Raw genomic sequence first — 23843 nt, 5'->3', positions numbered from 1 at the left:
GTTTTTTGGCTGGTCTAACCACAAATTTAGCACATTTAATATTTATTCATAAAGCATTTGCGAAATTTTTTACAAAGTCGCTTAAACCATGAACATCCCACCATTCACATGAATGGTTTCACCAGTAATATAAGCCGCACCATCAGATGCCAGGAAAGCAACAGTTGCTGCGATTTCCTCAGGTTTACCCAGACGCTCCATTGGCACATCTTTCATAATCCCGGCTTTCTGGTCATCGGTTAATACCTTGGTCATATCGGTGTCAATGAAACCCGGAGATACCACGTTTACAGTGATACCTCGAGATGCAATCTCGCGTGCCATGGATTTACTGAAACCAATTAAGCCCGCCTTAGCTGCTGAGTAATTAGTTTGACCAGGATTACCGCTACTGCCTACCACAGAACCAATATTGATGATTCTGCCAGCACGCTTTTTCATCATTGGCCGTAAAACGGCCTTAGACATGCGGAAAATCGACGTCAGGTTAGTATCCAGAATGGACTGCCACTCGTCGTCTTTCATACGCATTAACAGGTTGTCTTTGGTGATACCGGCGTTATTTACCAGTATATCCACATCACCATATTGCTCTTTGACTGCAGCAAGTAAGGCTTCGATGGACTCCTGGCTGGAAACGTCCAACACTTTACCAGAACCGTTCTCGCCGAGGTATTCACTGATAGCAGCAGCGCCCTTTTCTGATGTGGCGGTACCAACAACAGTCGCGCCCTGCGCTACCAAAGCTTCAGCAATGGCTTTACCAATGCCTCGGCTGGCACCGGTTACCAGCGAAACTTTACCTTCTAAGTTTGCCATTTTGTGTTTCTCTCTTAGATAGTTTTATAAAAATTCTGTTACCGATTCGGGTGTATTCATGGCACTCCCGGAAAGGCTTTTGTCTATGCGTTTTGTCAGACCCGTTAACACTTTGCCCGGCCCAACTTCTACTAGTTGCTCAATGCCGTCGGCTGCCATCTTTTGCACGGTTTCAGTCCAACGGACTGGGCTGTATAACTGACGCACCAAAGCATTTTTAATCGCGTCTGCCGCTGTTTCCGCCGTGACATCAACATTATTGATAACCGGGATCTGCGGGGCAGATAAAGTTAGCGTATCTAACTGTTCTTTGAGTTTGATTGCCGCCGGTTCCATCAATGCACAATGGGAAGGTACACTTACCGGTAATGGTAAGGCGCGTTTGGCACCGGCCGCTTTACAGGCATCACCAGCGCGCTTAACTGCATCGGCGTTTCCAGCAATAACAACCTGTCCCGGGCTGTTGAAGTTCACTGCTGAAACAACCTCGCCTTTGGCTTCAGCGGCACAAATTTCGACGATTTTGGCGTCGTCTAAACCGATAATAGCAAACATCGCTCCGGTACCTGAGGGGACTGCTTGTTGCATATATTCGCCACGGGCTTTAACTAATTTCAGGGCATCAGCAAATTGTAAAACACCGGCGCAGGTTAAAGCGGAATATTCACCCAGACTATGACCGGCCATAACGGCGGGCTTTGCACCGTTTTGCGCCAGATAATGACGCCAGATTGCGACGCTGCTTGCCAACAAGGCAGGCTGCGTTTTATCAGTCTGATTTAGTTGTTCTGCAGGCCCTTGTTCAATTAATTGCCATAAATCGTAACCCAGTGCATCTGAGGCCTCGGCAAAAGTTGCTTTAATCACATCAGAAGCAGCAACCAGTTCATTTAACATCCCAACGGATTGCGATCCCTGACCAGGGAAGACAAAAGCAGTTTTAGACATAGTTTAACCTTAGTATTTGATCAGTAACGAAGCCCAGGTGAATCCAGCACCAAAAGCTTCCAATAATAAGTTTTGACCGCGTTTTATGCGTCCGTCTCGTATAGCTGTATCCAGCGCCGTCGGAACTGTGGCTGCGGAGGTGTTACCGTAATGCGGCAAGGTCAGAACCACCTGGTCCATCGACATATTGAGCTTATCTGCGGTGGCTTTAATAATGCGGAAATTTGCCTGATGTGGCACCAGCCAGTCCAGGTCTGATTTATCCATATTGTTGGCTTCCAGCGTTTTGTCTACTACTTCGCTGAGTTTGGTAACAGCAACTTTGAAAACAGCGTTGCCTTTCATGAAACCCCAAGAGGAATTGACCGACGCAGCATCACCACGGGTTGGCAATGAAGCGTAAAGCAAGTCGCCCTGTTTACCAGACGCATGCAAGTGACTGGACAAAATTCCGGGCTCTTCGCTGGCTTCAATAATAACGGCACCAGCGCCGTCACCAAATAAAATGATCATGGAGCGATCATTAGGGTCCACCAATGTCGATAGACAATCGGTACCCACCACTAACACGCGCTTACACATGCCAGTGCGAATATATTGATCGGCAACACTTAATGAATAACAAAAGCCAGAACAGGCGGCAGCCACGTCGAAGGCGCCCATAGTGGCCTTGATGCCCAGACCCGCCTGGATTTCACATGCGGCGCTGGGGAATGAATTGGGTGCTGTGGTAGTACCACAAACGATTAAATCGATAGACTCAGGATCAATATCCGCCATTTCCAATGCTTTTTTGGATGCTTCAACACCCATAGTAGAAACGGTTTCATCTTTACCTATGATACGACGCTCTTTTATACCCGTTCGGTCGGTAATCCATTCATCCGTTGTATCAACCATTTTTTCCAGGTCACTATTGGATCTTACTTCACTGGGATAGTAACTTCCGGTGCCTATAATTCTTGAGTACATTTATTCTGCCTTATTCACGAGAGCATGGTTAATCTTGCTCTGAATTTTGTCGGGTACCTGTCTTTCGACTTCTTTCATAGCTTCCTGAATTGCATACATAAACGCGTCTTCAGAGGCATTGCCATGACTCTTTACTACAATGCCGCGCAATCCTATCAAACTGGCACCGTTATACTGGTCGGGGTTCACCCTGTAATAGACCTTTTTTAATATCGGACGAGCAATAAATGACAGCATTTTAGTCCAGATATTTTTGTTTGCTGCTTTTTTACCTTCTTTGGCTATAAATTTTGCCAGACCTTCGGAGGCCTTCAATACAATATTGCCAACAAATCCATCGGTAACTATCACATCAACACTGGCGTTAAACAGAGCATCGCCTTCTACATAACCAACATAATTAATGTCTTTGTTTGCCAGCAGCATTTTATTCGCATCTTTGACAATGGCGTTACCTTTATTTTGTTCGACACCAACATTTATTAATGCCACTTTCGGCCGTGTGACACCTTCTACGGTTTCAGCCATCACGGATCCCATCACCGCAAATTGATATAGGGCGTTGGCATCCTGGGTAACATTGGCCCCGAGATCCAGCAGATATACGCGTTTTTTGTTATTGCCGGGGATCGAAGAAATCAGCGCAGGACGTTTAACACCGTCCAGCGGTTTTAAAAAATATAAGGATAAAGCCAATAATGCACCGGTATTGCCCGCACTGACACAGGCATCGGAATCTCCGGATTTAACAGATTGCAATGCCATTCCCATGGTGGAATCTTGTTTATAACGAAGTGCAGACGTAGGTGCCTCTTCCATACTAACGAGGGAAGACACATCGGTTATAGATATGCGTTGTTTTACTTCGCTTGGTAATCCGTATAAGTATGGCCGGATTAGCGATTCTGGTCCAAAAAGATTGAGGTATAGGTGGGCGTAATTCTGGCAAGCCCGAATAGCGGCAGGCAAAGTAATAGAGGGGCCATTATCGCCCCCCATTACATCGACTGCTAGTCGAATATCAGTCAAACTGATACCTTACTTTTCGACGACTTTTTTACCTTTGTAAAAGCCATCTGCAGTCACGTGGTGACGACGGTGAGTCTCACCTGATGTAGCATCAATAGACAAAGTCGCACCGCTTAATGCATCATGTGAACGACGCATACCACGCTTGGAACGAGTCTTACGATTCTGTTGTACCGCCATAATCTACTCCTGGTTCCGCTTAAGTTCTTTTAACACCGCGAACGGGTTTGGTTGCTCAGTTTCCGGTTCAATTTCACCAAAACTCATTTGGTCATCGGTTACACTGCAATCTTTTTCGTCATGCATTGCTACCAATGGTAAAGACAAAATTAATTCATCTTCAAACAGTTCCAGTATATTGATTTCTCCATGCTCATTGAGCTCTACCGGATCATAAGCTTCCGGAATATCTTCGACTGATTGGCCTTCGCTTATTGGCGTATAGCAAAATGGCAGATCAATCGGATATTCAAAAGGCTTGTTACACCTTTGGCATTCCAATGAAACTTTGGTCTGCATGTTGCCGTGAAAAAAGGTAAGACCCTGCGCGTCTATTTCAAACCTTAGCTCAACAGCTACATCGTCCAGAATTTCAATCACCGCTTCTTTCAGTCTGAGCATATCACCAGTAGCCATGACACCCCGATAATCGGAACGTTTCATAGCGCACTTGTGTGGCTCAACCTGTTTTGGAAGACGGACATTGGACATAGCGCGCGCATATTATAGATTTATAACCCAATAGTCAAAGACTTAGTGTATTAATTTAAAGGAAATGTAGCTAAAAAATAAAGCAGCTATCGGTCTTATGTTTTTTATAGGGCTCTTAACCCACTCCTGCAATCACTTTTCAACATAAATATAACTACGGTCCGTTTTTTGGTTAGGAGTAAGTGATTAACAAACAGGTGCTAAGATAAGCTCTATTTTGGTTTCACCCAAAACCTCTAACCATTATTGTTATAATGTCACAATCCATTCTGGTAAACTGCAAAACTAAAATAGCAATAACACAAGGAACGGCTTACCTATGAATAGCGCGAACGCCCTTCACTTAACTCTGGCTTCAGGCTCCCGTTACAAGCAATCCGTGCTGGCGAAACTCGGAATACCATTTGCAATATCCTCGCCAGATATTGATGAGTCTCCGTTGCCCGATGAAACAGCCGAAACGTTGGTTTTGCGTTTGGCCCGGGAAAAGGCTCTACATATATTAAAAACCCATACAGAAATTCAAAATACTGAACACTTTATTATTGGCGTAGATCAGGTTGCGTTGCATAACAATAATATATTGGGTAAACCCCACACCCGAGAAAAAGCCATTGCACAGCTGAAAGCCTTTTCAGCACAAGAAGTGGTATTTTTAACTGGCATTGCGGTTTGTCACGGCAATGGCACCATCAAATCAAAGGTGGAAAAATATCGGGTCGCTTTCAAAACATTAACTGAACAGCAGATAATACGCTATGTTGATGCCGAATCACCGCTGGATTGTGCCGGTGCATTTAAAAGCGAAGGGGCCGGAATATTGCTGTTCAACGAGTTAGCCGGACGAGATATCAATGCCTTGGTGGGTATGCCTCTATTGGCTTTTCAGGAGCTGATGATGGAATTCAATGTGGATCTGTTTGAGCACATTTCAAAAAATGGCCAGTGAACTTTTAGTTCAACCAGCCAATCGCAGTGCTGTAGCAATCAATAATAGCTTTCGGCTCTGCTTCCTGAAGTTTTTCTCTGCGGTGGGCACCAAACGTGACACCAATGCGATCCATATTGGCATTCCTGGCCATGTTCATATCGTGAATACTGTCCCCCACCATCAGGCACTCTTCTGAAGCAACATTGTAAAAACGGCTGATTTGCAAAAGCATATCAGGAGCAGGCTTACTGGCTGCTTCATCCGATGTACGACTATAAGTGAAGAATTTCCCCAATCCGGAACGCTGGAAGGCGTTTTCCAGCCCTCTTCTGCCTTTGCCCGTTGCCACAGCCAACTTAATATCTCTTGCTTTCAGTTCCTCTAACAATTCAGGAACGTAATCAAATAAGGGCAATGTAATATCATCGTTTTTGATGTACTGGTTTTTGTAGTTATCCCGAAACCGTTCAAACTCAGTCTCCTTGTCATTACCAAACAAAGTTACAAATGCCTCGGGCAAGCTCAGCCCAATGATATTTCTGGCGCTGGCTTCATCTGGAACAGGTAAGGCGTTGTCAATTGCCGCCTGCTGCACACAATGCACTATATGGGCAATGCTATCCATCACAGTGCCGTCCCAATCAAAAATAACAACCTTATATTTATCCAGCATTTTTGATTCCTTTTAAATACGCTTTTAATTCATCCGTGAGTGGCGCAGAATAAACTTGTCGTTCACCTGACTCATGGTCAGCAAAAGATATCTGGTGAGCATGTAGAAACATTCTACTCAGGCCACCGCGCTTAGCCTCATCATTTCGTTCCTGAGTACAGTACTTATCATCCATTAATATCGGATGACCGGCGTGTAAGCAGTGTACCCTTATCTGATGGGTACGCCCGGTTACTGGAATTGCCTCCACCAAAGTAGCGTTTCCGAATCGTTCCACGACATTGTATCGAGTCTCGGACGGTTTACCCTGGTCAGAAACTTTGACAACCCGCTCTCCAGACTGCAAAACATTTTTGTGTAGCGGCGCTTTTACTTTGTTGCGATGTTCAGGCCAGTCGCCGTCCACAAGCGCAAAGTACTTTTTAACTGTCGTCTTTTCTCTTAGCTGTTCATGCAGGCTACGCAGAACTGAACGGCGTTTTGCTATCAGTAAGCACCCAGATGTATCGCGGTCCAGGCGGTGTACCAGCTCCATATAACGCTCATCCGGCCTGAGACTTCTCAGGGCTTCAATTACCCCAAAACTTTGACCACTACCACCGTGCACAGCCATTCCATGAGGCTTGTTTAAGACAATAAGCTTTTTATCTTCATGAATGATTAAGGATTCCAAATTCTGTACGGAAGACAGCTTCGCGGAAGGCCCCTCCTTTTCTTCAGAAACACGAATAGGGGGAACTCTTAATTCATCACCTGGGCACAGTTTATATTCAGGCTTTACCCTTTTTTTATTAACGCGCACTTCGCCTTTGCGCAATATCCGATAAATCATACTTTTGGGCACGCCCTTGAGTATGTTTTTCAGAAAATTATCAACACGTTGGCCTTCATAATCAGGCTCAATGGTTAATATTTGTACTTTATCAAATGTCAGATTCTTCATAGCGAGCGCAATTTTACAGATTTTCTATAAATTCACACCAGTTATTCGTTATTTTCTTGCTACTGTTTCAAGATTAATGCCATAATCTAACTACGCTTGCATTAAAGCGTAAAACAGGATTATGTGGTAATACTCCGGCGTAATAGAGAATACCCTACAGCAACCATGAAGAGAGTAACGTTTCATGTAGATTGCAACCGGATTAAGCCCAACAAAATTGATTAATCACCTGTTACAATGCAAACGTGGGAAGAATTTTGATTGCGCGCTAAAAAGGCGCGGAATAAACGAAAGTAAGACAATTTAGACAAATTACACACTGCTAGTATGTTAAGTCGGGAGGCTTTGCGTGCCTATCGCTAGTTAGGGCATATTTGGATATATCCCCGTTTGTATTGTGACGTATATACATTATTTGAGTCACAATATGAAAAGAATGTTAATTAACGCTACGCAGTCTGAAGAGATGCGTGTTGCGCTGGTTGACGGCCAAAAGCTTTACGATCTTGATATCGAAAGCCCTGGTCACGAACAGAAAAAAGCCAATATATACAAAGGCACGATTACTCGTGTCGAACCCAGCCTTGAAGCCGCCTTCGTAGATTACGGAGCTGAGCGCCACGGATTCCTTCCGCTAAAAGAAATTGCTAAAAGCTACTTCCCCAACGGATATAAAATCGAAGGTCGTCCCAACATTAAAGATGTTGTGTCTGAAGGTCAGGAAGTTATTGTCCAGATCGATAAAGAAGAACGCGGCCAGAAAGGTGCAGCTTTAACAACCTTTCTAAGCTTAGCAGGTAGTTACCTGGTGCTAATGCCGAACAACCCGCGTGCCGGTGGCATCTCTCGCCGAATCGAAGGCGACGAACGCACAGAACTGAAAGACGCCTTAAATCGTCTTAGCCTGCCCAAGGGCATGGGGCTGATTGTACGTACTGCCGGTGTTGGGAAGTCTTACGAAGAATTAGAGTGGGATTTGAACGTGTTGCTGACTCATTGGAAAGCCATTGAAGAAGCTGCTGATTCGCGCCCTGCTCCATTTTTAATCCATCAGGAAAGCAACGTTATTGTTCGCGCCATTCGCGACTACTTGCGTCGTGATGTGGGTGAGATTCTAATCGACCATTCAAAAGTTTACGATCAGGCGTTAGAGCACATTAAACTGGTTCGCCCTGATTTTGCAAATCGGGTCAAGCGCTACAACAGCGATGTACCATTGTTCAATCACTTCCAGATTGAAAGCCAGATTGAATCCGCTTTTCAGCGTGAAGTCAGATTGCCTTCTGGTGGTTCTATCGTTATAGACCCAACCGAAGCATTAACTTCTATCGATATTAACTCTGCCCGCGCCACAAAAGGCGGAGATATCGAAGAAACCGCGTTGAATACAAACCTTGAAGCGGCTGACGAAATTGCTCGTCAGTTAAGGCTGCGAGATCTTGGTGGTCTGGTGGTAATCGACTTTATCGATATGACACCAGTTAAACACCAACGTGAAGTTGAAAATCGCATGAACAAGGCAGTGGAAAACGACAGAGCACGAGTTCAAATTGGACGAATTTCTAAATTTGGTCTGTTAGAAATGTCTCGTCAAAGATTGCGTCCTTCATTGGGTGAGTCTGCAAATCACGTTTGTCCACGTTGTGTCGGCCAAGGCACTATCAGAAGTACTGAATCTTTAGCCCTGTCAATTCTTCGTTTATTAGAAGAAGAAGGCATCAAAGAAAATACCCATCAAGTACACGCTCAGGTTCCGGTAGATGTTGCCACCTATCTGTTGAATGAAAAGCGCAAAGCCATTCAGTATATAGAGAAACGTCATAACGTATCCTTGCTGATCATTCCTAATTCCAATATGGAAACACCTCATTACGAAGTTATTCGTTTCCGTAAGGATGAAGCCACTGATGAGCTGAGCTTTAAACTGGTAAGTGAACCGGTAGATACCACTCCAGCTGTGTCTGTGGGTACCAGCAGCGAACAACCCAAGAAAGAACAACCTGCTCTGTCTGGATTTATAGCGCCTAAAGCTGCGGCCCCGGCACCTGTAGTAGCAGAGAAGAAAGAACCTGGTATCTTTGCGGTGTTCTTTGCCTGGCTAACGGCCCTTTTCCAATCTGATGACAAATCAGCAAAAGGCAAAAGTAAGCACAAGCCTGGTAACAAGTACAACAAAAACAACCGCAACAAAAAACAAGGACGTCAGCGCAATAACAACGACAGAGACAGAAACCGTCGTAGTAGTGAAGCGCGCAAAGACAAAGACTCCTCCCCTCGTCAGCAAAATAAAGACGCTCAGGGCAATCCGCGGAAACGCGAAAGAGTCAGAAACAATAACAATGCTGAAGCAGCTAACACCAACACCGAAGCACGTAGTAATAACGTAAATCGCGAAGAAGGTACTCGTCCGCGCAAACAAGTTGCTGAGCGCCGTAAACGACGTGAAAATCGTCGTAGTGTACGTGTTGATAACACCCAAAAAGAAGCCGCATTAGCAAATACAGCCCAGATGAACGAACAGGCCGCACAAACGGAAAAACGTGCTAAACCTGAAACAAAGGCTGTCGCGAAAGACAATGTGCAGGAACCAGTAAAGCAGCCTCAAATTACAGAAAATGTAACAACTGAGCAGAAAGCGGAAAAAGCCCCTGTGGCAAAAGCTCAAGCTAAGCCAACTGAGAAGCCGGTTAGCAAGCAACCCAAAACTGAACAGCTTGCTGAGCCAAAGGTAACTGAAGAGACTCAGGAAGAGACTAAACAGCAGTTAAGCCTGGATGTAACTGCAGAGTCAGCAGTTGTTGGAAATGAAGTTGCGAACACAGACTCCGCTGAAGAGCCAAAAGAGACCGTTGAAAGCGCAACTGATGCTCAGCAACATTTATTGGATATGGATTTTCACCATGAAGAACCAACTTCCGATAAACAAGAGCCTGAAAAAGCAGTGGCAGAAAGCGAAGCTAAGTCAGCAAAGGTGGCAACTAAACCTTCGAAAGTACTGGTGTTTAAAGCTTCTTCTCCGATGACTCGACCGGCTGAATTGCAAGAGAGCATTGGCGAAATAGAAATCGTCGCTCGGGATATGGCATCCAGACCAGACGTGCGCATCAGTGGTAAAAGTGCCGCATTGCTAAGTGCCAGCAATCGCTCTTCAGCACCAACCACTAAGCCTGTATCTTTGTAACGATACACAAGGAAATAAAAAAGCCCTGCAAATGCAGGGCTTTTTTGATCGGTTTGACCCGTCCTGAAATACGTTGACATAAAGAGGACTTCTTTATGTCAGCATCAAACCTATGCGATGCTTTGATTTATCTGTTGTAATGTCTGTAACGGGTTTTCTGATTGGGTGATAGGTCTGCCAATAACCATGTAATCAACCCCATCTGCCACCGCCTGCTCTGGCGTGACGATGCGAGATTGATCTCCAGCTGCACTGCCTGTCGGCCTGATACCTGGTGTTACTAACAGAAAGTCTTTGCCCAACTGCGCTTTCAGGCTCTTGGCTTCCATCGCTGAGCAAACAACACCATCCAGCCCTGATTGTTTAGTTAATGCCGCCAGATGCTCAACATGGGCCTGAATCGAGGTTGTTATACCTATGCCTTGTAACTGTTCAGCGTCCATACTGGTCAACACCGTCACAGCAATCAACTTTGGTCGATTGCTATAGGCACTCAGGGCTTCATTAGCTGCCTGCATCATCTTGCTGCCGCCAGAGGCATGAACATTAACCATCCACACTCCAAGCTCTGCTGCAGCGGCACAGGCTTTGGCAACGGTATTGGGAATGTCATGGAACTTGAGATCCAGAAACACATCAAAACCTCTGCCAACCAGTTCTTTAACAAACTCAGGGCCAAACAAAGTAAACATCTCTTTGCCCACTTTAAGTTTGCAGGCTTCAGGTGTTACCTGATCAACAAACTCAAGGGCGCGATTTTTATCGTTGTAATCCAGTGCAACTATAACTTTACTATCTTGCATTTATTCACCATCTAAACCTTTTATTGGTTTCATCTCTCCCCAGGTTTTACAGGAAGGACACAACCAATGAATCTTCTTCCCGGAAAAACCGCAACCGTTACAGCGATATTTCGGGCGTTGTTCTATTTGCTTTTCAATTAATTTATTCAACAGCAACAAACTGTTTTTGGTATCGGAGTTTTCGGTTTCTTCGCCAGCATATAAGCTGAGCAATTTATGAAACCCCTTCATTGAAGGACTTTTGTTGATCTTTTCCAGCAATAATTGTGCTGCAGCTGAAGAGGATGTTTCTCTTTGCGACAGAGACACCAAAGCTAGATAGGCGGTGGCACATTGATCGGAATGCTGCTCCAGAATACTCTTTAGCGCCGGCCAGTTCTCGGTTTTTTCCGTACACTGCCACAGTCCAGGTATCGCTTCGCTTACCCAGTCAATATCCCGTTGCGGAATTTGGCTGAGATATTCAAAAGCCTGCGCATAGTTCTGTTGCTTGTTTTCTATATCTGCCAGCAAAAACCAGGGCCGAACACTATGTTCATCAGACATAACCGCACGTTGAAGCCATTTCTCGGCATGCAGGTATTCTTCCTTGTGAATGGCAATCTGTGCCTGTTCGCAATAAAAATGGGCGATGCGTTTTGAGAGGTCATCACTATCACCGTGATTTTCGACCATATTTTCAGCCAGTTCTATGGCTCTGTCCCACTCTTTGGTGGTTTGGTAAATATTAAATAGTTGCTGATGAGCTAACAGGTAGTAATCTTTGGAGTCCATCAGGCTTAAAAAGGCATTTTCGGCTCGTTCCAAAAAGCCAGCCAACAGGTAGTCTCTGCCAAGTTCATACATGGCGTTTTCTCGCAGCTTTCCTGATACCTCTTTTTTGTTCACCAGGTTTTGGTGTACTTTGATTGCGCGATCAATCTCTCCCCGGTGTCGAAAAAAGTTCCCCATAGCAATGTGAGTTTCAAAGTTGCCGGTATTGATGTCCACCATCTTTATCAGAGTATCAACCGCTTTATCCGGCTGATCTGACAATAAGAAGTTCAACCCTTTAAAGTATTGTTTGGTGAGAATCTTAGAGGTATTGCGCTGTTGTTGTCTGACGCTATTTCTTCCCATTACCCAACCGTAGCCGGCAGCAACAGGCAGCAAAAGAAAGAGGAGTTCCAGCATTAGCTTGTCTTATCTAGAGATTTGACGAATTTTTTATTTTGGCTACGAAGTTGTAGCTTTAGCTTGAGGACGTAAATTATCCAGAACAACGATGCTAAACAAGCCCCCAATAAGATAGAAGCTGACATCAGTGCTGTCACAGATACCGTCTGTTTTGCGATAAGAAAATTGAAATCTGTAAGCTGTGTGTTCTGTGAGCCCAAAACGATGGCCAATACCAGGCCTAGCAGACAGATTGAGATATAAAGAAACGCCTTCACAATTTCAATCCTGAAAATAGAGGTGTAAAAAAAGCGGTTGCTACCAGCAAACCGCTTTTTGTATTTTAATTTGCAATCGCTTCATTAACGCGTTCGCGAAGTTCCTTACCGGGCTTAAAGTGCGGTACATACTTCCCATCTAACTTAACAGTTTCTCCAGTTTTAGGGTTACGACCCTCTCTTGGAGCTCTGAAATGTAGTGAAAAGCTGCCGAATCCACGGATTTCGATTCGCTCTCCTTTTTGTAGCGTCTGAGCCATTTGCTCTAACAGCTCTTTTATCGCTACTTCTACCTCTTTAGAGGGTATATGCCGCGCCCTATCGGCGAGTCTTTCGATTAATTGTGACTTGGTCATCTCAACCCCTTTGTCAACATGAAAAACCAGACGTTACCGACAGTAACCCGCCACAGAGTGACGGGTACAAGTTTTTACTCTTCGCCTTTTGCTGCTTTGAAGGCTTCAGCCATAGCACTTGCGAAACCAGAATCTTCTTGTTGGTTTACGCGAGCCAGAGCTTCTTTCTCATCTGCTTCGTCTTTTGCTTTAACAGACAAGTTTACGATGCGGTTCTTACGATCAACACCGATGAACTTAGCTTCAACAGCATCACCTACTGCAAGTTCAGTTGATGCATCTTCGATGCGGTCGCGAGATAAATCTGCAACGCGGATATAACCGTCAACTTCTTCAGCAAGGTTAATTGTTGCGCCTTTAGCGTCAACTGCGGTAACTGTACCGTTAACGATAGCACCTTTCTTTTTATCTGTCAGATACTTATTGAAAGGATCTTCGTCAATTTGCTTCACGCCAAGAGAAATTCTTTCGCGCTCTGCGTCGACCTGAAGTACAACTGCAGTGATTTCGTCACCTTTCTTATAATCACGAACCGCGTCTTCACCCGCTTTGTTCCATGAAATATCAGACAAGTGAACCAGACCGTCGATGCCGCCATCAAGACCGATAAAGATACCGAAGTCAGTGATTGACTTGATCTTACCAGTGACTTTGTCACCTTTGTTGTAAGACTTAGCAAACTCTTCCCAAGGATTAGCTTTACACTGCTTAAGACCCAGAGAAATACGACGACGCTCTTCGTCAATTTCAAGAACCATAACTTCAACAGTGTCGCCAAGGCTAACCACTTTTGAAGGATGGATGTTCTTGTTAGTCCAATCCATTTCAGAAACGTGAACAAGACCTTCAACGCCTTCCTGGATTTCAACGAAGCAGCCGTAATCAGTCAGATTTGTAACCTGACCAGTTAACTTAGCACCTTCAGGGTAACGGTTTGCGATTTCTTCCCAAGGATCGTTGCCCATTTGCTTCATGCCAAGAGAAACACGAGACTTCTCTTTGTCGAACTTCAGAACCTTAACGTTGATTTCGTCACCAACACTTACGATTTCGCTAGGATGCTTAACGCGCTTCCAAGCCATATCAGTGATGTGTAACAGACCGTCAACACCACCCAGATCTACGAACGCACCGTAGTCAGTCAGGTTCTTAACGATACCCTTAACTTCAACGCCTTCATCCAGAGTTTGTAACAGAGTATCGCGTTCTGCGCTGTTTTCTTCTTCGATAACCGCACGACGAGAAACAACAACGTTGTTGCGTTTTGCGTCTAACTTAATAACTTTGAATTCTAATTCTTTACCTTCAAGGTGCAGCGTGTCACGTACCGGACGAACGTCTACCAAAGAACCTGGCAAGAACGCGCGTACAGAGTTAACTTCAACCGTGAAACCACCTTTAACTTTACCGTTGATAACACCGGTAACGGTAACTTTGTCTTCGTAAGCTTTTTCAAGCTCAACCCACGCTTCGTGGCGTTTCGCTTTTTCACGAGAAAGGATTGTTTCACCGAAGCCGTCTTCAACAGCGTCTAGTGCAACATCAACCTCGTCACCAACGGCAATTTCCAGATCGCCTTTGGAGTTTTTGAACTGCTCAGCAGGAATGGCACTTTCAGATTTCAGGCCAGCGTCTACTAAAACAATATCTTTATCGATAGAAACAACAGTACCACGTACGATCGCACCTGGGCGTGTTTCTAATTCTTTTAAACTTTCTTCAAATAATTGAGCAAAACTTTCAGTCATAATCTTTCGTTTTTTAGTCCAAGCTTACATCCGGTAAGATGGGGTTGTTAAATTATACGTTTTTAATCCATTTAAACGCAGTTGTACTTGGGTGAACTACACCTCACCCTCATGCAATTTGGTCTCTACCCAGTGGGCCACTTTTTGCAACACTTCTTCTATAGAAAGTTGTGTAGAATCAACCACTAAGGCATCAGCGGCAGGTACCAGAGGAGCGACTGAACGGTTTGTATCTCGTTCATCCCGGGCCTGTATGTCCGCCAAAAGGGCCGTAATGCTAACATCATGGCCTTTTTCACGCAACTCATTATAGCGTCTGCTGGCTCTTTCTTCGGCCGATGCGGTCAGGAAAATCTTGGCTTTGGCTTCCGGAAATACCACTGTTCCCATGTCTCTTCCGTCAGCAACCAAACCCGGCTCCATGTTAAAGGCGCGTTGCCGTCTTAACAGAGCTTCACGAATACGGGGTAAAGAGGCGACTTTTGAGGCCATAGAGCCCACTTCTTCGTTGCGAATCGAATGTGTTACGTCCTCGCCCTCGAGAATTACCCGAGTTTCCAGACTTTCAGCATAATCAAAATTAACGTCTAAACTGGTGGCTAATGGGATTAACGCTTCTTCGTCAGTTGCGTCGATACCGTGATGAATTGCTGCGATTGCTAATACTCTGTAGATAGCGCCGCTATCCAAAAGATGCCATCCTAGTTTATTCGCAAGTAACTTGCTTATTGTCCCCTTTCCTGCACCGCCTGGACCATCTATGGTAACGACTGGGCTTTTAAGCATATATGGGCTCCCTGATTAACGCTGTGTTCAAAATGCGCGACATTATACGCTCCCAAAATTATTCTACAACGGCGAGTTTGTGACAGAAGGTGAATGATGGATTAAAAAAGCCCTCAAAGAGGGCTTTCGCTATCCTTATAAGCGTCGCTTTAGTGGCAAATTTTTGCCAGGCGTTCGAAATAGTCAGGAAAGGTTTTAGAAGTACATTTGGGGTCATTAATCACCACTGGCGTATCGCTAAGAGATACCAGCGAAAAGCACATGGCAATGCGGTGATCGTTATAGGTGTCAATGGCCGCTTCTTTGAGTTGGGTTACTGGTGTAACCGAAATAAAATCGTTGCCCTCTTCCACGATAGCACCTAACTTTTTCAGTTCAGTAGCCATTGCTGTCAGGCGATCGGTTTCCTTTACCCGCCAGTTATAAATATTGCGGATAGTAGTAGTTCCCTCTGCAAACAGGGCTGCTACGGCAATTGTCATGGCGGCGTCAGGAATGTGATTCATATCCATATCGACAGCCTTGAGTTTTGCGCCCTCAACCTCAATGAAGTTGCGATCCCAATTTATCTTGGCCCCCATGTTCTCCAGCACATCCGCAAAGCGAATGTCGCCCTGAACACTGTCTTTACCTACACCGTATACTTTAACTTTACCACCTTTGATAGCACCTGCCGCAAGGAAGTATGAGGCAGAAGAGGCATCACCTTCCACCATGTATTCACCAGGGCTTTGATAAGACTGATTGCCTTTAACGATGAATTCCTGGAAATCGCAATTTTCAACGCTGACGCCAAACTGCTCCATGATCGCCAGGGTGATTTCTATGTAAGGTTTAGAAACCAGATCTCCGGTTACCTGAATACGGGTATCACCACTAAATAGTGGTGCAGCCATTAAAACCGCGGTCAGAAATTGACTGGAAATAGAACCGTCAATTTGCAAGGTTCCGCCACTTAGAGCAGTACCGCTAATTTTCAATGTCGGATAACCATCGTTTTTTAGATACTGAATTTGCGCACCAGCACCTCTTAAGGTGTCCACCAGTGAGCCTATTGGGCGCTCTTCCATTCTTGGTTCGCCACCTAAGACAAACTCGCCTTTACTCATAGCAAGTGCAGCACACAAAGGGCGCATAGCGGTTCCGGCATTACCCAGGTATAACTCAACAGGCTCGGCTACCTTAAAGACGCCTCCGTTGCCTTTTACCTCACAGACTGTTTTGCAGTCCGATAAGCTGTATTCAACACCTAACTGAGTAAGTGCATCCAGCATGTGCCGGATGTCATCGCTGTCTAACAGGTTAGTAACCTTAGTGGTCCCATTGGCCAACGCAGCCAACAATAAGGCCCGATTCGATAAGCTTTTTGAGCCGGGTACGGTAACTTCACCAGTCACCGAGCCCACAGGTGATAGTTTAAGTTGCTCCACTATCACTCTTCCTTGTTGTCGTTTTCAGGCGCTTCAGCTTCATTATTACTAACTTCTGCAGTTGCTGCTTCAGTTTCGCTTTCGCCCTCTTCGGAAAATTCAGTATTCTCAGTCACAACTTCTTCGATACGTTGTAAACCCACTACTTTTTCATCATCTGCGGTACGAATAATACGGACACCCTGAGTGTTTCTGCCGATAACCGACACTTCGTTAGCGCGGGTTCTTACCAGCGTACCAGCGTCACTGATTAGCATCATCTCGTCATCTTCATCCACCTGGATAGCGCCGACGACAGCACCGTTACGCTCTGATACTTTGATAGATACAACACCTTGGGTTGCCCTGCTCTTGGCCGGGTAATCTTCAAGCGGCGTACGTTTACCGAAACCATTTTCAGTCACGGTCAGAATTGGAGCGTCCGTTTCAGGAACAATAAGTGACACAACACGCTGTCCATCCTGCATACGAATACCGCGCACACCCGTAGCAGTACGGCCCATTGGGCGAAGTGCCAGTTTTTCTTCACCGGTTTCCGGATCGATTTTCACTGCACCGGTTTCTGAATCTCTTTCTTTCTCATTAAATCTGACCACTTTACCCGCATCAGAGAACAGCATGATGTCGCTTTCACCTGAGGTTAATGCCACCCCAATCAACTCGTCGCCTTCGTTCAGATTTACGGCAATAATACCGTTTGCACGTGGGCGAGAATATTGCGTTAACGCGGTTTTCTTAACGGTACCATTGGCAGTCGCCATCAACACGAATCTGTCATCCACAAATTCTTGTATTGGCAATATCGCTGTGATGCGTTCATCTGCTTCAAGCGGCAAGATATTAATAATGGGTTTACCTCTGGCGTTTCGGCTGGCCAGCGGTAATTGATAAACTTTCAACCAGTACAATCGGCCTCTGGTGGAGAAGCACAAGATGTGGTCGTGGGTGTTAGCCACCAGTAGCTTCTCAATATAGTCTTCGTCTTTCATGCGGGTGGCGGCTTTACCTTTACCACCCCGACGCTGCGCTTCATAGTCAGACAGTTTTTGATACTTAACGTATCCCTCTCTGGATAGCGTCACTACTACGTCTTCTCTTTCGATCAGGTCTTCCATGTCAATATCATGGGCAGCCGCAGTGATTTCGGTACGGCGCTCATCACCAAATTCGTCGCGTACTTTTTCCAGCTCTTCGCGAATAACTTCCATCAGACGCTCTGGATTACCCAAAATTTCCAGCAATTCAGCGATCAGATCTAACAATTCTTTGTATTCAGCCAGAATCTTCTCGTGCTCAAGACCGGTTAACTTATGCAGTCTAAGGTCAAGAATTGCTTGTGCCTGATTTTCTGTCAGATAATACAGGCCATCGCGGATACCAAACTCGGCTTCTAGCCATTCAGGACGAGCAGCGTCAACACCTGCGCGTTGCAGCATGTCTTCTACATTGCCCAATGCCCAGCCTTGCGCCACCAAACCTTTCTTCGCTTCTGACGGGCTTGGAGAGGCTTTGATTAATTCAATAATTGGGTCAATATTGGCCAGTGCTACCGCTAAACCTTCAAGAATATGAGCGCGTTCTCGGGCTTTTCTTAATTCAAAAACGGTTCGACGGGTAACAACTTCACGTCTGTGACGGATAAAAGCATTAAGCAGTTGATACAGATTTAGGGTTTTAGGCTGGCCCTGGTCCAGGGCAACCATATTGATACCAAACACGGTTTGCATCTGAGTGTTGGCATACAACTGATTAAGCAGTACTTCGCCAGATTCGTTGCGCTTAACTTCAATAACAATGCGCATTCCGTCTTTGTCTGACTCGTCACGTAATGCTGAAATACCTTCGATTTTCTTCTCTTTAACCAGTTCAGCCATTTTTTCAATTAATCTGGCTTTGTTAACCTGGTATGGAATTTCTGAAACGATAATGGTTTCTTTACCATTTTTGTCAGTCTCAATTTCGGCTCTGGCGCGTAGGTATATTTTACCGCGTCCGGTACGATAGGCATCGTCAATGCCTTTGCGACCGCTGATCATGGCCGCGGTTGGGAAATCTGGCCCCGGAATGTATTGCATCAAATCATCGATAGTCAAATCCGGATTATCGATTAGGGCAATACAACCATTTACGACTTCAGTAAGGTTGTGAGGTGGAATATTGGTTGCCATACCTACGGCGATACCGGAAGAACCGTTTACCAATAAGTTCGGTACCTTAGTGGGTAATACATCGGGAATTTTTTCAGTACCATCATAGTTTGGTACATAATCAACCGTTTCTTTATCCAGATCAGCCAGTAGTTCGTGGGCTATTTTGGCCATACGTACTTCGGTATAACGCATCGCAGCAGCTGAGTCACCATCCACAGAACCAAAGTTACCTTGTCCATCTACCAACATATAGCGCAGTGAAAACGGCTGAGCCATACGTACTATGGTGTCGTATACTGCAGAATCACCATGAGGGTGATATTTACCGATTACGTCACCAACGATACGCGCAGACTTTTTATAAGGTTTGTTAAAGTCATTTTTAAGCTCGTTCATGGCGAATAGCACACGACGGTGCACTGGCTTAAGACCATCTCGCACATCGGGCAATGCACGCCCGACGATAACGCTCATGGCGTAATCCAGATACGAGTTTTTCAACTCATCTTCGATATTAATTGGAAGGATTTCTTTGGCGTTGTCAGTCATATACAGCCTTGTTGTTATTATTTTCACCGACGGTCATCGGGAAACATCACTGTTTAATTATCTTTGCAAAGCTTTTAGATTCAAAAATCGCAGCTTGTCAAAACAGGAAATAAAAGTGTTCAAGATTCTATCACCGAACCACAAAAATAAAAGGTGCTGATTGCTGAATATATGTGCAAACGAACCTGTTAAAGGGAGTTTTGAAGCCGTATACTTGCCGAAACTTGTTTGGAGTCAGCATTTTGCAAGAAAACGTCGATTATTCAGAAATTCAAAAATTCGCCGATCTGGCCAGTCGTTGGTGGGATTTTGAAGGTGAATTTAAGCCATTACATGAAATTAACCCCCTGCGTTTGTCATTTATCATGCAGCAATGTGATGGACTGCACAGTCTAAAAGTGCTGGACGTGGGTTGTGGTGGTGGCATTTTGTCCGAATCAATGGCCAAAGCGGGTGCTGATGTTGTTGGTATTGATATGGGCGCTGAACCGCTTGAAGTTGCTAAATTACACGCTCTGGAATCCGGCGTTCAGGTAGACTACCGACAACTACCAGCAGAACAGATGGCCGAAGCTGAGCCAGAATCTTTTGATGTGGTTACCTGTCTGGAGATGCTGGAACACGTACCGGATCCTGCTTCTATCGTTTCGGCTTGTAGCAAATTAGTAAAACCCGGTGGCTGGGTTTTCTTTTCCACCCTGAATCGCAATATTAAGTCCTGGTCTATGGCAGTCGTTGCTGCAGAATATGTTTTGGGTTTGGTGCCTAAAGGCACTCACGATTATCAAAAATTCATCAAACCCTCTGAGTTAATGGCATGGACGGATGCATCGGGATTGGCTGCCCGCAAAATAACCGGTCTTCACTATAACCCTTTGGCAAAATCCTATTATCTTTCTGACAGCAATGTCGATGTCAATTACATTGTAGGCTGCCAGAAATTATGATGACCTTACCACAGGCTGTGTTATTCGACCTGGACGGGACATTATTGGATACCGCGCCGGATCTGGGGAATGCCTTAAACCACATTCTGGCCCAACTGCACTACCCCTTAAAGAGTTATCAGGAATATCGGGTTGAGTCCTCCAATGGCGCCATTGGTTTGCTGAAAATGGGCCTGGGCGATGATTTCGAAACGTTTGATAGTGCAGAATTGAGAGAGCAATTTTTGCAATTCTATGCCAAAAACGTTTGTCAGGATACCCGGGCATTTGAGGGCATTGAAGGATTAATTAGACAACTGGATAAGATGGACATCCCTTGGGGTATTGTCACTAATAAACCGGCGTTTTTAACCACCGACCTACTGACGTTCTTTCCTTTATTCAAACAATGTAAGGTGTGTTATTCAGGGGACTCATTCACAAACCGCAAGCCTCATCCTGAGCCACTTTTAAAGGCGGCAGAAGTGCTTAATATTGTTCCATCACAAATATGGTATGTCGGAGACGCCGAGCGAGATATGGACGCTGCCAAAGCGGCTGGCATGAAAGCGGTGCTGGCCCGATATGGTTATTTAACACAAGCAGAACTGGACAAGAATTGGGAAGTCGATTTGGTAGTGGAATCACCTCAACAACTTACCGATATTTTACGTAAATGCACATTGGGGGAATAAATTCTCTCGGCATTTTCAATCGGTCCAAATGGACGATTTTGTCAATGTTATCTTTAGATCGCTTCAATCTAAATGAAGTGATTTTATTACTATTTATTTTATACAAAAATTCAGTTGTAAGATTAGTATTGAAATTCCAAACACTCCTACATGAAACCAGCTTTGAAGTTAGCTTACACTAACCGAAAAAAGCACCGGTGATTAAAGCATCAGCACACACCATATCTTGGGTTGAAAAGAGCAAGAAACCCCTTTATCTTGTGTCCCAAGGTTAACAAGGGTTAGCCTTGAATTGGGGAATGACGAGTCGAAAAAAGCATCATAGCTAAGCCAAACACCAGTATACATACCGGGTTGGCAAAAATAGTGTGCGCGACAGACTACACTTAATCGACCTCGCCAACGATTTATAATAATAACAGTGGCAGCTTTATGAATAATACTTTGTACGTCACCAAGCGAAATGGTGAGCGTGAGCCTATTGATCTGGATAAAATCCACCGCGTCCTTGACTGGGCCGCTAAAGGTTTGTCTAACGTTTCCGTCTCTCAGGTAGAGATAAAAGCCCATATTCAGTTTTACGATGGAATCAAAACCGAAGACATTCACGAAACCCTGATCAAATCAGCAGCAGACCTGATATCCACAGATAGCCCGGATTATCAGTATTTTGCTGCGCGATTAGCGATATTCCATTTGCGCAAAAAAGCCTATGGCCAGTTTGAACCGCCGTCGCTGTATCAGCACGTTCAAAAAATGGTAGAAATGGGCAAGTATGACGAGCATATACTGCAAGATTACAGTGCCGCTGAATTTGAGTTAATGGAAGAATATATCGACCACTGGCGCGATATGAATTTCAGTTACGCAGCGGTTAAACAGCTGGAAGGTAAATACCTGGTGCAAAACCGTGTGACCGGTGAAATATACGAAAGCGCGCAGTTTTTGTATATTTTGGTGGCCGCCTGTTTATTCGCAAAATACCCGACAGAAACAAGAATGAACTATATTCGACGTTTTTATGATGCAACGTCGACTTTTAAGATCTCACTGCCAACCCCGATCATGGCCGGTGTCAGAACCCCTACCCGTCAATTTAGCTCCTGTGTTTTGATTGAAACAGGAGATAGCCTGGATTCTATCAATGCCACTGCCAGCGCTATTGTTAAATATGTGAGTCAACGGGCCGGAATCGGTGTCAACGCTGGTAACATCCGAGCATTGGGAAGCCCAATCAGAGGCGGTGAAGCATACCACACTGGTTGTATTCCATTTTATAAGTACTTTCAGACTGCGGTTAAAAGCTGCTCTCAAGGCGGTGTCAGAGGTGGTGCAGCCACTCTGTTTTACCCGCTTTGGCATATGGAAGTCGAATCATTGCTGGTACTTAAAAACAACCGTGGTGTAGAAGAAAACCGTGTTCGTCACCTGGATTACGGTGTTCAGTTTAACAAGACCATGTACCAACGCCTGATCAAAGACGGCTACATTACCTTGTTTAGCCCCTCTGACGTTCCCGGCTTATACGACGCCTTCTTTGCTGATCAGGACAAGTTCGAAGCGCTATATACGCAATACGAAAAAGATCCCAGCATTCGCAAAAAACAAATTAAGGCTCTGGAGCTGTTTAGTCTGTTTATGCAAGAACGCGCCAGCACTGGCCGTATCTATCTGCAAAATGTCGATCACTGTAATACCCACAGTCCATTTGATCCCAAAGTGGCCCCGGTTAAACAAAGTAACCTGTGCCTTGAAATCGCTTTGCCTACTAAGCCTCTGGCGCATGTTAACGACGAAGAAGGTGAAATTGCACTTTGTACTTTATCGGCCTTTAACCTGGGGGCTATCGAGTCTCCGGAAGACTTTAAAGAACTGTCAGAACTGGCAGTCAGAGCACTGGACAACCTTTTAGATTATCAGGATTACCCAGTACCCGCCGCTTATAACGCAACCATGGGCAGACGTACCCTGGGGATTGGTGTTATCAACTTTGCTTATTATTTGGCGAAGAACGGTGTTCGTTATTCTGATGGCAGTGCCAATAACCTGGTACACGAAACCTTTGAAGCCATGCAGTATTACTTGCTTAAAGCGTCTGTAGAGCTGGCTAAAGAAAAAGGTGCCTGCCCTAAATTTAATGAAACTACGTATGCTCAGGGCGTTTTGCCAATCGATACCTATAAAAAGGATCTCGATGCAATCTGTACTTCTCAGCTCAAACTGGACTGGGAGTCCCTGAGAAAAGAAATACAACAGCATGGCTTGCGCAATTCAACCTTGTCGGCATTGATGCCTTCTGAAACATCGTCGCAAATCTCTAACGCCACTAATGGCATAGAGCCGCCGCGCGGCCACATCAGCGTTAAAGCCAGTAAAGATGGTGTATTAAAGCAGGTTGTTCCTGAGTATCAAAAGCTCAAAGACAACTATGAATTGCTGTGGGATATCCCGTCTAATGATGGCTACCTGCAATTGGTTGCCATTATTCAGAAGTTTATCGATCAAACGATCTCCGCAAATACAAATTATGATCCGGGTAAATTCGAAGGTGGTAAAGTGCCGATGAAGTTACTGATCAAAGATTTGCTTACTGCGTATAAACTAGGTGTAAAAACACTGTACTACCACAATACTCGTGACGGAGCCGGAGATGAATCCAGCAAACCTGAAACCACTCAAAAAGCAGCCAGCAGGCCTGCAGTGGAAGAAGTTGTGGAAGAGCAAGATGACGATTGCGCCGGTGGTGCCTGTAAAATTTAA

The 23843-nt window shown here is 45.0% G+C and carries 21 protein-coding genes; 5 read left to right on the top strand and 16 right to left on the bottom strand.

All coding sequences use genetic code 11. From position 1 onward, the window contains the following. Positions 1 to 81: 81 nt before the first annotated feature. Genes fabG through yceD form a run of 6 tightly spaced genes read right to left on the bottom strand, consistent with a single transcriptional unit; the run spans position 82 to position 4479 of the window. Positions 82 to 819 (bottom strand): 3-oxoacyl-ACP reductase FabG, encoded by a 738-nt coding sequence (fabG, locus tag ACXAD8_RS03525; protein ID WP_473021311.1) that lies wholly within the window; start codon positions 817 to 819, stop codon positions 82 to 84. A 24-nt stretch (positions 820 to 843) separates the two neighbouring features. Next, positions 844 to 1767: an ACP S-malonyltransferase gene (gene fabD / locus ACXAD8_RS03520; RefSeq protein ID WP_475224973.1), complete on the bottom strand. Its 924-nt coding sequence runs from the start codon at positions 1765 to 1767 to the stop codon at positions 844 to 846. A gap of 9 nt (positions 1768 to 1776) precedes the next feature. Then, positions 1777 to 2739 (bottom strand): beta-ketoacyl-ACP synthase III, encoded by a 963-nt coding sequence (locus ACXAD8_RS03515; RefSeq protein WP_475224971.1) that lies wholly within the window; start codon positions 2737 to 2739, stop codon positions 1777 to 1779. Next, positions 2740 to 3768, bottom strand: a complete 1029-nt coding sequence (plsX, locus tag ACXAD8_RS03510) for a phosphate acyltransferase PlsX (RefSeq protein ID WP_475224968.1) — start codon at positions 3766 to 3768, stop codon at positions 2740 to 2742. It lies immediately after the preceding gene. Between the two features lie 9 nt (positions 3769 to 3777). Continuing rightward, the gene (gene rpmF / locus ACXAD8_RS03505) at positions 3778 to 3948 is read right to left on the bottom strand and encodes a 50S ribosomal protein L32 (RefSeq protein WP_229527373.1); all 171 of its coding nucleotides are present in this window, start codon (positions 3946 to 3948) and stop codon (positions 3778 to 3780) included. A 3-nt stretch (positions 3949 to 3951) separates the two neighbouring features. Beyond that, positions 3952 to 4479, bottom strand: coding sequence for a 23S rRNA accumulation protein YceD (gene yceD, locus ACXAD8_RS03500; protein WP_475224966.1), 528 nt, complete (start codon positions 4477 to 4479; stop codon positions 3952 to 3954). Positions 4480 to 4798: 319 nt separating this feature from the next. On the opposite strand from yceD, the gene ACXAD8_RS03495 reads away from it, so the two are divergent. After that, positions 4799 to 5428 carry a Maf family protein gene (locus ACXAD8_RS03495; RefSeq protein ID WP_475224963.1) on the top strand — a complete coding sequence of 210 codons (630 nt, stop codon included), beginning with the start codon at positions 4799 to 4801 and terminating at the stop codon, positions 5426 to 5428. Positions 5429 to 5432: 4 nt separating this feature from the next. On the opposite strand, the gene ACXAD8_RS03490 is transcribed toward ACXAD8_RS03495, so the two are convergent. Both ACXAD8_RS03490 and rluC read right to left on the bottom strand, forming a co-directional pair. Then, on the bottom strand, positions 5433 to 6083 hold the full coding sequence (locus ACXAD8_RS03490; protein ID WP_475224961.1) for an HAD family hydrolase: 651 nt from the start codon (positions 6081 to 6083) through the stop codon (positions 5433 to 5435). Continuing rightward, positions 6073 to 7026 carry a 23S rRNA pseudouridine(955/2504/2580) synthase RluC gene (rluC, locus tag ACXAD8_RS03485; RefSeq protein ID WP_475224958.1) on the bottom strand — a complete coding sequence of 318 codons (954 nt, stop codon included), beginning with the start codon at positions 7024 to 7026 and terminating at the stop codon, positions 6073 to 6075. Before rluC ends, ACXAD8_RS03490 begins: the two co-directional genes overlap by 11 nt. Before the next feature lie 427 nt (positions 7027 to 7453). On the opposite strand from rluC, the gene rne reads away from it, so the two are divergent. Beyond that, complete coding sequence (gene rne, locus ACXAD8_RS03480) at positions 7454 to 10207, top strand: ribonuclease E (protein ID WP_475224956.1); 2754 nt, start codon at positions 7454 to 7456, stop codon at positions 10205 to 10207. Between the two features lie 110 nt (positions 10208 to 10317). On the opposite strand, the gene pyrF is transcribed toward rne, so the two are convergent. The 8 genes from pyrF to gyrA form a co-directional block, all read right to left on the bottom strand. Then, entirely contained in the window at positions 10318 to 11010 is a 693-nt protein-coding gene (pyrF, locus tag ACXAD8_RS03475) for an orotidine-5'-phosphate decarboxylase (RefSeq protein ID WP_475224954.1), read from the bottom strand. Next, positions 11011 to 12183, bottom strand: coding sequence for a lipopolysaccharide assembly protein LapB (gene lapB, locus ACXAD8_RS03470; RefSeq protein WP_475224952.1), 1173 nt, complete (start codon positions 12181 to 12183; stop codon positions 11011 to 11013). It lies immediately after the preceding gene. Then, positions 12183 to 12443 (bottom strand): lipopolysaccharide assembly protein LapA domain-containing protein, encoded by a 261-nt coding sequence (locus ACXAD8_RS03465; RefSeq protein ID WP_475224949.1) that lies wholly within the window; start codon positions 12441 to 12443, stop codon positions 12183 to 12185. The genes lapB and ACXAD8_RS03465 overlap by 1 nt, the downstream gene beginning before the upstream one ends. 65 nt (positions 12444 to 12508) lie before the next feature. Then, positions 12509 to 12829, bottom strand: a complete 321-nt coding sequence (gene ihfB, locus ACXAD8_RS03460) for an integration host factor subunit beta (RefSeq protein WP_267498149.1) — start codon at positions 12827 to 12829, stop codon at positions 12509 to 12511. A 44-nt stretch (positions 12830 to 12873) separates the two neighbouring features. Beyond that, a complete protein-coding gene (rpsA, locus tag ACXAD8_RS03455) occupies positions 12874 to 14547 on the bottom strand; it encodes a 30S ribosomal protein S1 (RefSeq protein ID WP_475224947.1) in 1674 nt (557 codons plus the stop codon). A gap of 96 nt (positions 14548 to 14643) precedes the next feature. Beyond that, entirely contained in the window at positions 14644 to 15333 is a 690-nt protein-coding gene (cmk, locus tag ACXAD8_RS03450; RefSeq protein WP_475224944.1) for a (d)CMP kinase, read from the bottom strand. A gap of 149 nt (positions 15334 to 15482) precedes the next feature. Next, a complete protein-coding gene (gene aroA / locus ACXAD8_RS03445; protein ID WP_475224942.1) occupies positions 15483 to 16763 on the bottom strand; it encodes a 3-phosphoshikimate 1-carboxyvinyltransferase in 1281 nt (426 codons plus the stop codon). A 2-nt stretch (positions 16764 to 16765) separates the two neighbouring features. Next, complete coding sequence (gyrA, locus tag ACXAD8_RS03440; RefSeq protein WP_475224940.1) at positions 16766 to 19462, bottom strand: DNA topoisomerase (ATP-hydrolyzing) subunit A; 2697 nt, start codon at positions 19460 to 19462, stop codon at positions 16766 to 16768. A 239-nt stretch (positions 19463 to 19701) separates the two neighbouring features. Here gyrA and ubiG point away from each other — a divergent pair, with 239 nt between their 5' ends. From ubiG to nrdA, 3 genes are all read left to right on the top strand, one after another. After that, positions 19702 to 20409, top strand: a complete 708-nt coding sequence (ubiG, locus tag ACXAD8_RS03435; RefSeq protein ID WP_475232866.1) for a bifunctional 2-polyprenyl-6-hydroxyphenol methylase/3-demethylubiquinol 3-O-methyltransferase UbiG — start codon at positions 19702 to 19704, stop codon at positions 20407 to 20409. After that, positions 20406 to 21083, top strand: coding sequence for an HAD family hydrolase (locus tag ACXAD8_RS03430; RefSeq protein WP_475224937.1), 678 nt, complete (start codon positions 20406 to 20408; stop codon positions 21081 to 21083). The genes ubiG and ACXAD8_RS03430 overlap by 4 nt, the downstream gene beginning before the upstream one ends. A 432-nt stretch (positions 21084 to 21515) precedes the next feature. Beyond that, the gene (gene nrdA / locus ACXAD8_RS03425) at positions 21516 to 23843 is read left to right on the top strand and encodes a class 1a ribonucleoside-diphosphate reductase subunit alpha (protein ID WP_475224935.1); all 2328 of its coding nucleotides are present in this window, start codon (positions 21516 to 21518) and stop codon (positions 23841 to 23843) included.

The sequence above is a fragment of the Planctobacterium sp. AWH2_060 genome (assembly GCF_056158425.1).
This window is presented reverse-complemented; position numbering and strand designations above follow the sequence as displayed.